Source organism: Frankia torreyi (assembly GCF_000948395.1).
Classification (GTDB): Bacteria; Actinomycetota; Actinomycetes; order Frankiales; family Frankiaceae; genus Frankia; species Frankia torreyi.
Map to the genome: position 1 here is coordinate 13,134 of NZ_JYFN01000012.1, position 13,869 is coordinate 27,002.

The following is a 13,869-nucleotide window of genomic DNA, read 5'->3' on the forward strand; positions in this document are numbered from 1 at the left end:
CCGCGAACGGCCCGGACTGGCCCTGACGCCCACCCAGGCTCGACGCCCGCTCAGGCTCGACGCCCGCTCAGACCCCGGTGCCCGCTCAGACCCCGGTGCCCGCCCGACACAGCGCGAGCCGGTCCGCCGGGGCGACGGCCAGGGTGCGGGCCGCGTCGCCGTCGCGGACCGCGATCGCGGCCATGCCCGCGGCGTCCACGTAGAGCACCAGCTCGCCGGGCGCCACCGACCCGAACGTCACCCCGACCGCCAGCTCCGTCACGGGTGTTCCACCGGCCGCGCCGAGGGATGGGCCGGTGCCGGGGGCGGCGGCCCAGACCAGCGCCCGGCCGGGCGGCCGCAGCCCGGCATCGGCGAGCAACGCCCCCTCGGCCGCGAGCTGCACGTTGCCGAAGGTGTCGACGAGCAGCACCTCGGCCTCGAGCGCCCCGTCCGACCGCAGCCGGGCGTGCAGGGCGGGCAGGCGGACGAGCGTCGCCGGGTCGAGCGGCGCGCCGAGCGCGGTCAGCTCCGTCCCCCGGGCGAGCTCGGCGGCGGCGGGCGCGAACACGTCGCGGCCGTGGAACGTGGCGGGCACTGCGGCCGGCACCGGCAGCGTCACCGCCGCCTCGACGCCGCCGAGCCGCTCGGCCGCCGCGATCAGCAGGCCGTTGTCGGGCCCGACGAGGTCGCCGCCGGCCGCGCGCACCGCCACCGCCCGGCGCGCCGTGCCCACCCCCGGGTCCACCACCGCGAGGTGCACCCCGCGCGGCAGCGAGCCGACGGTCTGGGCGAGCACCGCCGCCGCGCGGCGCACGTCGCCCCGCGGCACGAGGTGGGTAACGTCGATGATGCGGGCCGTCGGCACTGCCCGCAGGATCACCCCGTGGCACGCCGCGACGAAACCATCCGCGAGCCCATAGTCCGTGGTGAAGCTGATGAAGGTCACCGTGACGGGGCGTCGGCCACGGGATCAGCCCGCGCGGAGGCTTCGGCGGGCCCCGGCGGCTCGTTGCCGGGTGTCGACGAGCCCGAGGACGACGAGCCCGAGGACGACGAGCCGGGGGTCGACGCGTCCGCCGGATACTCGGAGGCCGCGTCCGCAGTCGCGGACCACGCGCCGCCCGGCGCCGCCGAGGGCCGGCCGTGGACCCAGCCCGCGTCGTCGACCCAGCCCTCGCTGTCGACCACGCGGTGGGGATCGGCGGTCAGCGCCGCCGGCGCGTCCTGCACCGCCCGCACCGGATCGAAGGTGGCGGGTCGGTCCCGCTCGGGGGGCGGGCCACCGTTGGCGACGACGACCGCGACCCAGGGCAGGATGACGGCGATCGCGACGGCGATGAACCGCAGCCAGCCCTGGAAGGCGACCACGGCGAGCACGAAGCAGATGACCCGGAACAGCATCGAGGCCAGGTAACGCCGCTCCCGGCGGTGGATGTCGGACTGCCGCGACCGGCCGGCGGACGTGATGAGAACCGTCTCCCGGCGTTTGAACATCATCTGTGCACCTCGATGGTTCTCCCTGTCCGGTTCGTCCCCGCCCGCGCCTGCCCTGCCCCTCCCAATATCCTCCTCACCGGGTCGCGGGGAAAACGGCCACGATCGGGCACCGCACTGCGCCAGGGGCCCCGGACCACCCGGACCGCGGCCACCCGGCCCGCGGCCACCCGAACTTCGGCCACCCGGCCTGGGCGACGCTTTCCGGCACGAAGCTGTGCGGGAACGTTCACGTAGCGGTCGGCTGGCCGTCCGCGGGACGGCTCCGTGCCCTGCCACCGTGCTCGGTGTGCGCGTAGCCGTGATCACCGAGTCGTTCCTCCCCCACGTGGACGGGGTGACGAACACGGTGTGCCGAGTCCTGGAGCATCTACGCGACCGCGGGCACGAGGCGATGGTCGTCGCGCCGGCCCCGGCACCGGCCGCCCGGCGCACCGCCCCCCGCGCACACGCCGGCGCGCCCGTGCTGTGGGCGCCGTCGGCGCCGATGCCCGGCTACCCGGCGTTCCGCTTCGCCGTCCCGTGGCCCGCCCTGCCCGCGGCGCTGCGCGAGTTCGACCCGGACATCGTTCATCTCGCGGCGCCGGCCGGGCTCGGCGCGCAGGCGGTGTTCGCGGCCCGGCGGCTCGACGTGCCGAGCGTCGCCGTCTACCAGACCGACATCGCGGCGTTCGCGGCCCGCTACGGCCTGGCCACCGCCGAGCGCACGATCTGGCGCTGGCTCGCCACCGTGCACCGGCTGGCGGCGCGCACGCTCGCGCCGTCCTGGGACTCGGTCGACGCCCTGCTGCGCCAGGGGGTGCAGCGGGTCGCCCGCTGGAGCCGGGGCGTGGATCTCGAACGTTTCGATCCGGGGCACCGCGACGCCGACCTGCGCCGCCAACTCGCCCCGGGCGGCGAGCTGCTCGTCGGCTACGTCGGCCGGCTCGCCCGGGAGAAGCGGGTGGACCTGCTGGGTGCGGTCGCCGACCTGCCGGGCACCCGGCTCGTCGTCGTCGGTGATGGCCCGTCCCGACTGGCCCTCACCCGGACGCTGCCGGACGCCGCCTTCCTGGGCTTCCGCAGTGGCCGCGAGCTGTCCGCCGCGGTGGCGAGCCTGGACGTGTTCGTGCACACCGGCGTGCACGAGACGTTCTGCCAGGCCGCCCAGGAGGCCAAGGCCAGCGGGGTACCGGTGGTCGCCCCGGCGGCCGGTGGGCTGCTCGACGTCGTCGAGCACGGCCGCACCGGCCTGCACTACGCCCCGGGGGATCCGGCGGCGCTGCGCGCCCAGGTCGCCGCGCTGGTCAGCGACCCGCAGCGGCGGGCCACCATGGCGCTGGCCGCGCGGGACTCCGTCGCCGGATGCGGCTGGAGCGCGGTCGGCGACGAGCTGCTCGGCCACTACCGCGACGTCCTCGGCACCGGCGGCGGACAGACCGCGCGTCGCGGCGGACAGGCCGGCCATCGCGCCGGGCCAGGCGCGCACGGGGCGCACGGGGGGCGCGGGGCGCACGGGGGGCATCGGGAGATCGGCGCGCGCGGGGGGCCGGACGGCCGGGCCGGGACGCCCGGACGGCCCGGCCCGGGTGGGTGGGCGGCCCGGCACCTGCAGGCAGGGTCCGGCGGTGGTGCCCGGCGGGGATCGGGGGCGGCCGGGTGGCCGCCGGCAACGGGGGCGGGCGGCCGGGACGCGGCCCGACGAGACGACAGGCGGTCACCATGAAGATCGTGCAGGCGGCGAACTTCGTCGCGCCGGCCTCCGGCGGCATCCGGACGACGCTGCGCCACCTCGCCGCGGGCTACACGGCGGCCGGTCACGAGGTCGTCCAGATCGTGCCCGGGGAGCATGACGAGGTCGAGCAGCGCCCCGACGCGCTGGTGCTGCGGGTTCGGGCCCCCCGCCTGCCCGGCACCGGCTACCGGGTCATCACCCAGCCGTGGCGGGTGGCGGCCCTGCTCGACCGGGAGCAGCCCGACCGGTTGGAGGTCCACGACCGGGCGACCCTGCGTCCGCTGGGCGGCTGGGCGCGCCGGCACGGCGTGCCGTCCCTGGTCGTCAGCCACGAACGGCTCGACCGGCTGCTCGGCACCTGGACGCCGCCGGCGCTGCGGGGCGTGCTGCCGGTGACGGCGGCGGCGGACCGGGCGAACGCCTCGCTCGCCGCCGGGTTCGACACGGTCGTCACGACGACGGCCTGGGCCGCGGCCGAGTTCGTCCGGCTCGGCACGCCGAATCTGTGCCACATCCCGCTCGGCGTGGAACTCGACCGGTTCCACCCCGATCACCGCGACCGCACGCTGCGCCGGGCGTTCGCCCGGGACCGGGAGGCGCTGCTGGTCGTGGCCAGCCGGCTGGCGCCGGAGAAGCGGGTGGACACCGCCGTCGACGCCGTCGCCGAGCTCGTCCGCCGGCGGGTTCCGGTCCGCCTGGTGATCGCCGGCGACGGGGCCCACCGCGGCCGGTTGGAACGGCGGGCCGCCGGGCTGCCCGTGACCTTCCTCGGCTTCGTCGCCGACCGCGAACGGCTCGCCGGCCTGCTCGCCACCGCTGACCTCGCGCTCGCCCCGGGACCGGTGGAGACGTTCGGACTGGCCGCCCTGGAGGCCCTCGCCAGCGGCACGCCGGTGGTGGTCAACCATGCCAGCGCGCTGGCCGAGCTGGTGGTGCCGGGGGTGGGCGCGATCGCCGCCGGCAGCGGGTTCACGTTCGCCGACGCGGTCGTCGACCTGCTGTCGGTGCCGCCGGCCGGGGAGGCCGACCGGCGCGCGGCGGCGCGGGCCCGGGCCGAGCAGTTCACCTGGTCGGCCGCTGTCGCCGGCTTCCTCACCTGCCACGCCGGGTCGCCGACGGCCGACACCGCCACGGTCGCCGCGCCGGCCCCGGTGCCGCCGGCACCGCCCATGGCCGCCTGAAGGCGGCCCACCGATGGCCGCGGCCCGGTCAGGCCGGCGCCCCCCACCGGCGACACGCTTCGTCGCACTGGGCGACAGCATCACCGTCGGGCTGGGTGACGGAGTCACCATGGGCCGCGAGCACCGCCGCACCGCCACCCACGGCCGTGGCTTCGCCGCCCGGCTCGCCGAACGCCTCGGCCCGCCCGACGCCGTCGACTACACCAACCTCGCCACGACCGGCGCGACGGCCCGCGACGTGCGCACCCGCCAGCTACCGGTCGCGCTCACCTGCGACCCGCAGGTGGCCACCGTGATCGCGGGCATGAACGATGTGCTCAAGCGGACGTTCGACCCGCTGCGCGTGCGTCAGGACCTGGTCTGGACGGTGAGCCGGCTGCGCGCCGGTGGGGCGGTCGTGCTTACCGCGACCCTGCCCGACCCCGGCCGGCTGCTTCCGCTGCCGGCGCCGCTGGCCCGCGTTCTCGCCTACCGGGTCGGACGCCTCAACGCCGCCGTGCGCGCCACCGCCCGGGCCGATCCCGGGGTGCTCGTCGTCGACCTCGGCCGTCATCCGGCCGTGCGCCACCGGTCCAGCTTCGACGTCGACCGGGTCCATCCGGGGCCGCACGGGCACCGGCTGATCGCGCAGGCGTTCGCCCACCGGCTCGCCCAGGCCGGGGTACCACTTGTCGGCGCGCCGTCCGGGCCGGATGCCGCGGGCGGCGCGGACGCCGAGGTCACGGCCCCGGGTGCGCTCCGGCACTCCTACTGGCTGCTCAGCGTCGGCCTGCCCTGGCTCGCCGGTCGGTGCCTGGCCGGCGGCGACCGGCACGCCTATCACACGGAAAATCGGCTCGTGAGCCACCCTCGGCGCGCCTGAGACCCCCTCGATTGCCTACGGTAGGCAATGTGCTTCCCGCCCTGTCAGCCTCGCCCCGGTCCGGCGTCCTCACCGGCTGGGGCAACGCATGGCTTGCCGGGCTCGTCGGACTGGACGACGTCATCACGCAGGTGCACCGCGCGCTCGGCGGCGAGGCGGCGCCGCACACCCTCGGCGACGAGCCGCTTGTCCTCGGTCTCGGCGCCCTGCGCACAGCCGGCGCGCAGCGGCTGCGCCTCGTCCTGCCCGCCCCGGGTGACGTCGCCGGCCTGCCCGGCCCGCCGGAGGTGAACCGCGACGCGATCACCGCGGGTGAGGCCGTCCTCGTCGTCGGGCCGACCCCGCCGCTGCTGCTCGTCCCCAGCGTCGTCGTGCACGGTCCGGCGCTGGAGGGCCGGCTGGAGTCGGTGCACTGGCGGGTGCTGCCCGCGGCCAGGGTGCCGCCGCCCGGCGCCGGGCTGCGCGCCGCCGAGCACGACCTCAGCGACGCGATCCGCACGACCACGGCCGCCCTGGTGCATCTGGACATCGCCAGCGCCCGCCCCGAGGTACTCGCCCTGCTGCGCGACCGCGGCGAGGAGGAACCGGGGCCGGGGCTGGGCCCGGGCCACCCGTCTGCCGCCCACGCCCTGCTCGCCCGGGCGGAGCGGCTGTCGACCCTGCTGGACCTGGCGGCCCGCGACGACGGTGCCGCGGTGACGGCCCACGAGATCGCGCGGCGGTCCGCGGCCCTGCGCAGCCTGTCCGCGGCGGTGCGGCGCGCCTACGAGGCCGCCTACGACGCGTTCGACCCGTCCTGCGCGACGGTGCCGCCGCCGCACTGAACCGGCTCGGGCGCGGGCGCGGGCAGCGCGGTCCCGAGGTAACACGGCCTCAGGTGAACCGGGCCGGGAGGACCGGCGCCGCAAGGACCGGCGCCGGGTGAACCGGTGGGGCCGGTCAGTTCAGCCGGGGGCAGAAGTGGCCCGCGGGGTCGTCGGGGCGACCGCACAGGACGCACGCCGGGCGACCGGCGGCGACGATCGTGCGGGCCCGTTCGATGAAGGCCCGGGCCTGCCGGATGGACAGGCCGACCCGCAGCGAGTCGAGCTCGTCCTCGCTCTCGGGCAGCCGGATCTCCCCGGGCGAGATCCCGGCCGCCTCGACGAACACCCGGTGGCCGTCCCAGGAGACGGTGAGCTGCCCCAGGTGGAAGTCCTCCTGGAACGGCGCGTCCAGCGGGGCGAGATCGATCTCGACGTCCGAGGCGGCCGGAAGCGGTATCCCCTGGGTCTGACCGACCTGGCCGAGCAGCGTGTTCAGCCCCTCGGCGAGCGCCGTGACCTCGGTTTTCTCCAAGCCCACGGTCACGACCTGCCCCCGGCCGGCGGCCTGCAGGAAGAAGACCCTGTCACCGGGCTGGCCCACCGTTCCCACCACGAACCGCTCCGGGGATTCGAACACGTAGCGCTGCATATCTCCGATCGCTCCGTTACCTTCGTTCGCCTCGTCGTCCGGTGCTGGTTGCGTCGTTCCCCATCAGTATCGCCGCATCCGCATGCCGTCCACCCTTCGCGGCGTCCTGGATGGCGCCAGGTGACCGCCGCGGCGGCAGGCAGCAGTGCGCGGCGCACCTCTGCGGCCATGGTCCGAACTCGGTCAGCGCCCGGCGGGGCAGGTCCGGATGCCGGATCTCCTCGACGAGCTCCCGCACCATCGCGACGAACCGCGGGTCGGTGCCCACCGTGCCGGCGCGCGCCACCGGCAGCCCGACCTGCGCCGCCCGCTGCGCGGCGAGCACGTCGAGATCGTAGGCGACCTCCATGTGATCGCTGACGAAGCCGAGCGGCACGACGACGGCGCCCACCGCCCCGGCGCCGGCGAGCTCGACCAGCCGATCGCCCACGTCCGGCTCCAGCCAGGGCACCGCCGGCGGTCCGCTGCGGCTGCAGTAGGCCAGCTCGACGGGATGGCGGACCCCGGTGACACGCTCGACCCCGGCGGCGATCACTCCCGCCACGGCGCGTAGCTGGCGCGGGTAGGCGTCGCCGTGGGGACCGCTGGCCCACGCCTGCGACAGCGGCAGGGAATGCGCGGTGAACAGCAGGTGGGCGTCGGCCTGCGCCTTCTCGGGCAGCTCGGCCAGCGCGGCGACGCACCGGTCGACCATCGGCTCCACGAAGCCGGGATGGTCGAAGAACAGGCGCAGCTTGATCAGCTCCGGGGCGGCGAGGGCCGGCGGGAGTGCGGCAAGCGCCGCGGCCAGGTTCTCCCGGTACTGGCGGCAGCCCGAGTACGACGAGAACGCCGAGGTGACGAAGCAGGCCGCCCGGCGGACCCCGGCGGCGGCCATCTCGGCGACCGTGTCGGTCAGGTAGGGCGCCCAGTTGCGGTTGCCCCAGTAGACGGGCAGGCCGGGCAGCTCCGCCCGCAGGGCCTCGGCCAGCGCACGGTTCTGGTCGTTGAGCGGGCTGCGTCCGCCGAACATCCGGTACTGCTCGGCGACGACCTCGAGCCGCGACTGCGGGACATCCCGCCCGGCCGTGACGTTGCGTAGAAACGGCAGCACGTCGTCGGGGCCCTCGGGGCCGCCGAAGGAGACCAGCAGCAGCGCGTCGACGTCGCTGGCGACCCCCAGCGTCCCGGGCGTCGCGGGCGTCACGGTCATCGCGGCACGCGGTTGGCGAGGTCGGCCGGGTAGGTCGGGAAGTAGCGGCCGATGGTCGACAGCTCGAACTCCGGCAGGATCGCTCCCGCCGGTTCCCGGGCCAGCAGGTACTCGAACGACGCGCGGACCAGGGCAATCATCCCCGGCTCGTCGCCGACGTCCGTCCCGCTCGCGGCGAGCACCGCGTCGTCGACGGTGACCCGGAACGAAAAGGAGAGACCGGGCACGCCGGGCGAGGTCTCCTCGGCGGCCTCCACGTCGAAGTCGCGGCCACCACGCGGTTCCACCCGGATCACGCTCATCGGACCCACCCCTTCGTGGCTGTGGCTGCGGCGGCCTCGGCGCCACCGCCCAGGACGAGAGCGGTGGGCCAGGACCGACGCCGGGTGACGCCGGCCGCCGCGCACGGCCACGGCTCGACGGCGCGCAGCAAGGCTTCGCCGCCCACGATATCCGTCGGCGACGTCCCTCACCCACCCGCGGGCCCGGCCGGCGTGCGCCGGCGCAGCCCGGCCCGCGGGCCGGCGCCGTGATGTGCGGCCGCGCGGGTCGGTGACCGGCTTGACGAACTGGTCCTATCGGCCGTCGGACCCGTCCGCGCGGCGGCCGTCGGAACTGTCCGCGCGGCGCGAGGGTGCGGCCGGCCGTGGCGCTCGGCCGCGGTCAACCGGGCTGGGAATCAGTGCCCCATGCTCAGTCCGCCGTCGACCGGAATCAACGCACCGCTGATGTACCCGGCCTGGGGCGAGGCCAGGAAGGCGACGAGGGCGGCGACGTCCGCCGGCTCGCCCATCCGCCCGCCGGGCACCTGGGCGGTGAGCGCCGCCCGCTGGGCCTCGGTCAGCGCGTCGGTCATGTCCGTACGGATCGGGCCGGGGGCGACGACGTTGGCGGTGATGTTGCGGGGTGCCAGCTCCCGGGCGAGGGACCGGGCGAAACCGATCAGGCCGGCCTTGGAGGCGGCGTAGTTGGACTGCCCGGGCCCGCCGGTGGACGCGACGACGGAGGAGACGAAGATGAGCCGCCCGCGGCGCATCCGCATCATCGGCCGCGCCGCCCGCTTGGCCACCCGGTACGCGCCGAGCAGGTTCGTGTCGACGACCTCCTGGAAGGCGTCCTCGCTCATCGTGGCCAACAGGGTGTCGCGCACGATGCCCGCGTTCGACACGACGATCTCGACCGGGCCGAACTCGGCCTCGACCTCCGCGAATGCCTTGTCGACGCTCTCGGTGTTGGCGACGTCCATCCGGACGCCGAGCATGCCCTCGGGGGCGGAGCCGCCGCGGCTGGCGACCGCAACCCGGTCTCCCGCGGCGGCGAGCGCGACCGCGCAGGCGGCGCCGATGCCGCGGTTACCACCCGTCACCAGGGCCACGCGACCCTCGTTTTCGACCATGGCCGGATAGTAGCCGGCCGATCCACCGTCTCCGGACCGTCCCGGCCGACGACACACACATCCCGGAGGACCGCGGGGAACCATCACCCCCGTGGTCACCCCTTGGTGGCATCGTGCCCGCGTCGGCGCCGCAGACGTGCGGTGTCCAGATCACCCTCGTCCTCACGCCGCGACACGAGCTCGCGCGGTGCGGCGGTGCGGCGGTGCGGCGGTGCGGCGGTGCGGCACGATAGCAGTCATGCGGGTGACGATCCGGGTCCAACCGGGCGCCGGGCGAGCCGGCGTGGGCGGGCGCTGGACGGATCCGCGGGCGGGTGCGATGTTGATCGTCCGGGTGACCGAGCGGGCCGTCGACGGCCGGGCGACCGAGGCCGCCCTGCGCGCCCTGGCCGGCGCGCTCGGTCTGCGCCATCCGCAGGTGCGGCTCGTCCGCGGGGCCACGAGCCGGGTCAAGACCGTCGAGCTCACAGCGCCCGAGGCGGACGAACCGGCGCTGCGCGCCCGCCTCGACCGTCTGCTCGCCGCCGACGACCTCAAGGGGACGGCCAGCACCACGACGGACTGACGGGTCTCGCCCGGCCGCACGGCAGAGCCGGGGCGTCGCCGGTGGGGCGCGCACCGGCGACGCGGGGTCGGCGGAGTTCAGCCCGCGGCACCGCAACCGCCCACGGATGCTGAAATGGTGCGACCACCACGAAACGGGACGCCGGACGCGGGCCCGCCGCGCGTAGTGGACGTGTGTCGCCGATCCGGCCGGCGGCACAACCTCCGGCCCGCACCGCACGTCCGGACATTGGGAGGTCGGTGTCGTGGGACGAAGGCCGGTCATGCGCAGGCCGGAAGTCAGACCGGCGGACGCCCTGCGGGCGCATGCGGGTCGGGGGGAGCTGACCATGGGACCAGACATCCCGGATGCTCCCGACGTCCCCGACGTCCCCGACGCCGCGGACGCCGCAGACGCCGCAGACGCCCCGGACACCGCCGCGCCGGACGCCACCCCTCGACCGGGCCAGGAGGACGGCGCGATGGCCCCGGCCCGCCCGCCCCTGCGATCCGGCGCGGACATCCAGCAAGATCGAGACGAGGACTCCATGGTGATGTCGCCGGCCGCCGCTCGCCGCCCCTGGCCCGCCGACGCCGGGGAGCCCGCGGGACCACCGGCGGCGCCGGGCGCCGTGGTGCCGGCCGCGCCCCACGGGCCGGCCACGCCTGGCAGACCGGACCTGATCGCCGGTAGCGCACCGGAACCGGTCACGCCGGGCCCGCCCGGTGGGGTACTCGATCTCGCCGCGCTGGCCGCGGTGGAGCGTCGGCTGCGTGCCACCGCCACCGCGGCCGTCGAGGACGGCGTGCGCTCCGGGCGGCGCTCCCCGGCCGCCGCCCGCAGCGAGCGGGCTGGGGTGGCCGCGGCCTCGAGCATCGCCACCGTCCTGTGGTTCGACTCGCTGCGCGCCGAGGATCGGGTCAGCGTGACGCCCCGGGCCGCCGCGCTGGTCCACGCCGTCCATCACGTGCTCGAGGACGCGCGGGTGGCCGGCGACCCGATCGGCGGGCCGGCGGCGGGCGACCCGCCGGCCGGTTGGCTGCGGCCCGACGGCGCGCCGCCTCTGGCGGACTCCCGCCCCCTGCGCGTGCTGGGCGCCGGCAACGTCGGGCCGAGTGGAACGGTGTGGGCGGCGCTGGCCCGCCGGTACGCCGGCGAGCGCTTCGACCGCACCCCGCGGGGACGCCAGATCTGCCTGATCGACTACGCCGAGCTACGCGACCCGGCCGTCTGGGAGACGATCGCCGACGAGCGGGCCGCCCATCTCGGCGAGCTGCTCTGGGTGGTGATGGTGACCGGGACCAGCGTGTCCGCCGCCACCGGCGGCCCCGGCGGGATCGGCGGGCCGGGCCGTGCGGCGCGGCTGTTCGAGGCGGCCGGCTGGCAGGTCCTGACCGTGCGGTACGGCCGTCGGCTCGAGGCGCTGTTCCGGGCGCCCGGCGGCCACGCGCTGCGGTCCCGACTCGACCTGCTCACTCCGGCCGAGTTCCGGGACCTGCTGCACGCCCGCGGGGCGGACCTGCGCCGCCGCCTCGCCGGGCCGGGCACGGCCGGCGCCGGCATCAGCCGGTTGCTGGATACCCTCACCGACGAGCAGATCCTCGCCTGCCTGGGCGATCTGGGCGGGCACGACATCCCGCTGCTGATCGACGCCTTCGACGAGGTGGCCGCGGACCGGCCCACGGTGCTGTTCGCCTACACCGGCGACCGGCTCGCGCCGGAGGACGGCCCGTACCCGGCCGCGGACACCAGCCGCCGCGACCCACCCGCGCCGGCAGCCGCGCAGCTCGCCTCCCGCAACCTCGCCTCCCGCAACGGGGCCGGTGCGGCGACCGACGTCGACGGGGCGGTTGTCGCCCTGTCCCAGGATCCGGCAGCGCGGCGGCTCGCCCGCCACGTCGCGCGTTATCTCGACCGTGCTCCGGTGCCGCTGCGCAGTCCCGCCCCGGTGCCCGCACACGCGGCTGCCCGCCGCTTCCCGGAGCGGATCTCCACCCAGGAGGCGTTCGGGGACCTGCTGCGAGATCTGCCGCGGCTCGCCCCGCAGGCGGCGGCCGCGGTGGTCACGATCAGCACTCGGGCCGCCGATCCCGTGCTCGCCGGCTGGCTGGCCGCCGCCGGCGGGCCTTCCGGCGGCGGCACGGCGTCGCCCGGCAGCACCACCGACCCCGCCTCCAGGGCGGAACCGGCAATCATCGACGCGGTGGGCGGTGTGGGGGGCGCGACCGACCTGATGCGGCCGGGCGGCGCGGATGACGGCGAGGGCGATGCCCCGGCGGGGCGGCATGTGGCCGGCGGACTGTCGGCGGCGGCCTTCGGCGGGGTTCTCGGCTCGCTGGGGGTGGCGTGGAGCCGGCAGGGTCTGCCGCTGCTGCCCATCGGGGTCGCCGACGAGGTGTCGGCAGGTCGGGTGCTGCCCGGCTGGCTCGCCGCCGGCAGCGCCGACGCCCGCTCGGTGCTGGCGGTGGCCGACACCGGACTCGACCCGATCACCCGCGCTCTGGCCTGGAACGGCGGCGACGGCGCCCCGGCCGGGATCGCGACGACCTGGGTGCCGGCGTTCGCCCACGATCTCGCCTGGTGCCTGCTGGCGGGGCTCGGCCGGCTGGCCCGACTCGACGGTGCCTCCAGCCTGATCCAGCTCTCCGCCCGCCCGGTGGACCAGCGGCTCGCCGAGCTCCCGGTGGACGCGGACGGCTGGCGCCGCCGTCGCGCCCTGGTGCTCGCCGGCGGCTACCGGCTGCACGAGGGCGGGCCGGCAGCCGCGATCACCCTGGTCGGTGTCGGCCCGGTCATGCCGGAGGTGCTGCGCGCCGCGGCGGAGTTGCGCTCCGGGCTCGGCCACGAGGTGACCGTGGTCTGCCTGACCTCGCCGGGAGCCGTCTTCCAGGCGCTGCAGGCCCGCCGCGGGTTGGCCGAGGGGTCGGACGCGCTGCTCGCCGAGCTCTTCCCGGCCGACCGGCGGTGTCCGATGGTCACCGTTGTCGACGGCGATCCGCGGGCGCTGAGTTTCCTGGCGGGCGTGCACGGCGATCCGATCTCGACGCTCGGCTCAGCCACGCCGCCGCCGGACGCCGCCGGGGCGGCGGTCCGGCCGGGGACCGTACCCGTCACCGTGGACGTGATCGTCGGAACGGCGTTGGACCTGCTCGACGAGACGGCGACCGCCGGCTGATCGGCGGCGGGCCGACCTCGGCCACAACGCCCGCCGGTCGGCCCACCACGGCCCGGCGCGGCCCGGCGCGGGCGGCCGCGCGTCAGACGCCGACCGCGTCAGACGCCGACCGCGTGGACGCCGCCGTCGACGTGGACGATCTCGCCGGTGGTCGCCGGGAACCAGTCCGACAGCAGCGCCACGCACGCCTGGGCCGCGGGTGTCGTGTCGTGGACGCTCCAGCCCAGTGGCGCCCGACCGTCCCAGACATCCTCGAACTGGCTGAAACCCGGGATGCTCTTGGCTGCCATCGTGCGCAGCGGGCCGGCCGCCACCAGGTTCACCCGGACGCCGCGCGGGCCGAGGTCGCGGGCGAGGTAACGGGCCGTGGACGCCAGGCCCGCCTTGGCGACGCCCATCCAGTCGTAGGACGGCCAGGCGACGGAGGCGTCGAAGTCGAGGCCCACCACCGACGCCCGGTCCCCGAACAGGGGCAGGGCCGCCCGGGTCAGGGAGGCCAGCGACCAGGTCGACACCTGCAGGGCAGTGCCGACCTCGGACCAGGCGGCCTCGACGAACGGTTTGCCGCCGAGGACCGACTCGGGGGCGAAACCGATCGCGTGCAGCACCCCGTCCAGACCGTCGACGTGTTCGAGCACCCGCCCGGCGAGACCGGCCAACTGCTCCTCGTCGGTGACGTCCAGCTCGACGACCGGCGCCTCGCTGGGCAGGCGCTTGGCAATGCGCCGCGTCAGCGACAGGCCACGTCCGAATCCGGAGAGAACCACCTGCGCGCCCTGTTCCTGCGCGATACGGGCAACGCTGAACGCGATCGATGCTTCCGTGAGAACACCGGTGACGAGAACGCGCTTACCTTCGAGAAGTCCGCTCATGG

At 76.4% G+C, this 13,869-nt stretch carries 13 protein-coding genes; 6 read left to right on the plus strand and 7 right to left on the minus strand.

Annotated elements, in window-relative coordinates:
* Positions 1 to 85 precede the first annotated feature (85 nt).
* Positions 86 to 928 carry an SAM hydrolase/SAM-dependent halogenase family protein gene (locus tag FF36_RS09700; protein ID WP_044884685.1) on the minus strand — a complete coding sequence of 281 codons (843 nt, stop codon included), beginning with the start codon at positions 926 to 928 and terminating at the stop codon, positions 86 to 88.
* The gene (locus FF36_RS09705) at positions 925 to 1,479 is read right to left on the minus strand and encodes a DUF3099 domain-containing protein (protein ID WP_044884686.1); all 555 of its coding nucleotides are present in this window, start codon (positions 1,477 to 1,479) and stop codon (positions 925 to 927) included. Before FF36_RS09705 ends, FF36_RS09700 begins: the two co-directional genes overlap by 4 nt.
* A gap of 286 nt (positions 1,480 to 1,765) precedes the next feature.
* Here FF36_RS09705 and FF36_RS09710 point away from each other — a divergent pair, with 286 nt between their 5' ends.
* The 4 genes from FF36_RS09710 to FF36_RS09725 are packed head-to-tail and all read left to right on the plus strand — an operon-like array spanning position 1,766 to position 6,057.
* Entirely contained in the window at positions 1,766 to 3,181 is a 1,416-nt protein-coding gene (locus tag FF36_RS09710) for a glycosyltransferase family 4 protein (protein ID WP_199865364.1), read from the plus strand.
* On the plus strand, positions 3,178 to 4,371 hold the full coding sequence (locus FF36_RS09715; protein ID WP_044884769.1) for a glycosyltransferase: 1,194 nt from the start codon (positions 3,178 to 3,180) through the stop codon (positions 4,369 to 4,371). The genes FF36_RS09710 and FF36_RS09715 overlap by 4 nt, the downstream gene beginning before the upstream one ends.
* 13 nt (positions 4,372 to 4,384) lie before the next feature.
* Positions 4,385 to 5,233, plus strand: coding sequence for an SGNH/GDSL hydrolase family protein (locus tag FF36_RS09720; RefSeq protein ID WP_044884687.1), 849 nt, complete (start codon positions 4,385 to 4,387; stop codon positions 5,231 to 5,233).
* 29 nt (positions 5,234 to 5,262) lie between these two features.
* Positions 5,263 to 6,057, plus strand: a complete 795-nt coding sequence (locus tag FF36_RS09725) for a hypothetical protein (protein ID WP_173667302.1) — start codon at positions 5,263 to 5,265, stop codon at positions 6,055 to 6,057.
* A 115-nt stretch (positions 6,058 to 6,172) separates the two neighbouring features.
* Here the strand turns inward: FF36_RS09725 and FF36_RS09730 are convergent, their stop codons facing one another.
* From FF36_RS09730 to fabG, 4 genes are all read right to left on the minus strand, one after another.
* Positions 6,173 to 6,688 carry a DUF3090 domain-containing protein gene (locus tag FF36_RS09730; RefSeq protein ID WP_011605634.1) on the minus strand — a complete coding sequence of 172 codons (516 nt, stop codon included), beginning with the start codon at positions 6,686 to 6,688 and terminating at the stop codon, positions 6,173 to 6,175.
* Positions 6,689 to 6,704: 16 nt separating this feature from the next.
* Positions 6,705 to 7,880: a ferrochelatase gene (locus tag FF36_RS09735; protein ID WP_044884688.1), complete on the minus strand. Its 1,176-nt coding sequence runs from the start codon at positions 7,878 to 7,880 to the stop codon at positions 6,705 to 6,707.
* A complete protein-coding gene (locus FF36_RS09740) occupies positions 7,877 to 8,182 on the minus strand; it encodes a hypothetical protein (protein WP_044884689.1) in 306 nt (101 codons plus the stop codon). The genes FF36_RS09735 and FF36_RS09740 overlap by 4 nt, the downstream gene beginning before the upstream one ends.
* 377 nt (positions 8,183 to 8,559) lie before the next feature.
* Positions 8,560 to 9,276 (minus strand): 3-oxoacyl-ACP reductase FabG, encoded by a 717-nt coding sequence (gene fabG / locus FF36_RS09745; RefSeq protein WP_035920461.1) that lies wholly within the window; start codon positions 9,274 to 9,276, stop codon positions 8,560 to 8,562.
* A 238-nt stretch (positions 9,277 to 9,514) separates the two neighbouring features.
* On the opposite strand from fabG, the gene FF36_RS09750 reads away from it, so the two are divergent.
* Positions 9,515 to 9,841, plus strand: coding sequence for a DUF167 domain-containing protein (locus FF36_RS09750; RefSeq protein ID WP_044884690.1), 327 nt, complete (start codon positions 9,515 to 9,517; stop codon positions 9,839 to 9,841).
* Between the two features lie 262 nt (positions 9,842 to 10,103).
* Positions 10,104 to 12,995 carry a pyruvate dehydrogenase gene (locus FF36_RS09755; protein ID WP_422615082.1) on the plus strand — a complete coding sequence of 964 codons (2,892 nt, stop codon included), beginning with the start codon at positions 10,104 to 10,106 and terminating at the stop codon, positions 12,993 to 12,995.
* A 98-nt stretch (positions 12,996 to 13,093) separates the two neighbouring features.
* Here FF36_RS09755 and fabI read toward each other — a convergent pair whose 3' ends face one another.
* Complete coding sequence (gene fabI, locus FF36_RS09760) at positions 13,094 to 13,867, minus strand: enoyl-ACP reductase FabI (protein WP_044884692.1); 774 nt, start codon at positions 13,865 to 13,867, stop codon at positions 13,094 to 13,096.
* Positions 13,868 to 13,869 lie beyond the last annotated feature (2 nt).

Bases quoted from the DNA above. Each gene is read 5' to 3' on its own strand.
- FF36_RS09705 (WP_044884686.1), bottom strand. From the start codon at position 1,479: ATGATGTTCAAACGCCGGGAGACGGTTCTCATCACGTCCGCCGGCCGG.
- FF36_RS09715 (WP_044884769.1), top strand. From the start codon at position 3,178: ATGAAGATCGTGCAGGCGGCGAACTTCGTCGCGCCGGCCTCCGGCGGC.
- FF36_RS09720 (WP_044884687.1), top strand. From the start codon at position 4,385: ATGGCCGCGGCCCGGTCAGGCCGGCGCCCCCCACCGGCGACACGCTTC.
- FF36_RS09730 (WP_011605634.1), bottom strand. From the start codon at position 6,688: ATGCAGCGCTACGTGTTCGAATCCCCGGAGCGGTTCGTGGTGGGAACG.
- FF36_RS09735 (WP_044884688.1), bottom strand. From the start codon at position 7,880: ATGACCGTGACGCCCGCGACGCCCGGGACGCTGGGGGTCGCCAGCGAC.
- FF36_RS09740 (WP_044884689.1), bottom strand. From the start codon at position 8,182: ATGAGCGTGATCCGGGTGGAACCGCGTGGTGGCCGCGACTTCGACGTG.
- fabG (WP_035920461.1), bottom strand. From the start codon at position 9,276: ATGGTCGAAAACGAGGGTCGCGTGGCCCTGGTGACGGGTGGTAACCGC.
- FF36_RS09750 (WP_044884690.1), top strand. From the start codon at position 9,515: ATGCGGGTGACGATCCGGGTCCAACCGGGCGCCGGGCGAGCCGGCGTG.
- FF36_RS09755 (WP_422615082.1), top strand. From the start codon at position 10,104: ATGCGCAGGCCGGAAGTCAGACCGGCGGACGCCCTGCGGGCGCATGCG.
- fabI (WP_044884692.1), bottom strand. From the start codon at position 13,867: ATGAGCGGACTTCTCGAAGGTAAGCGCGTTCTCGTCACCGGTGTTCTC.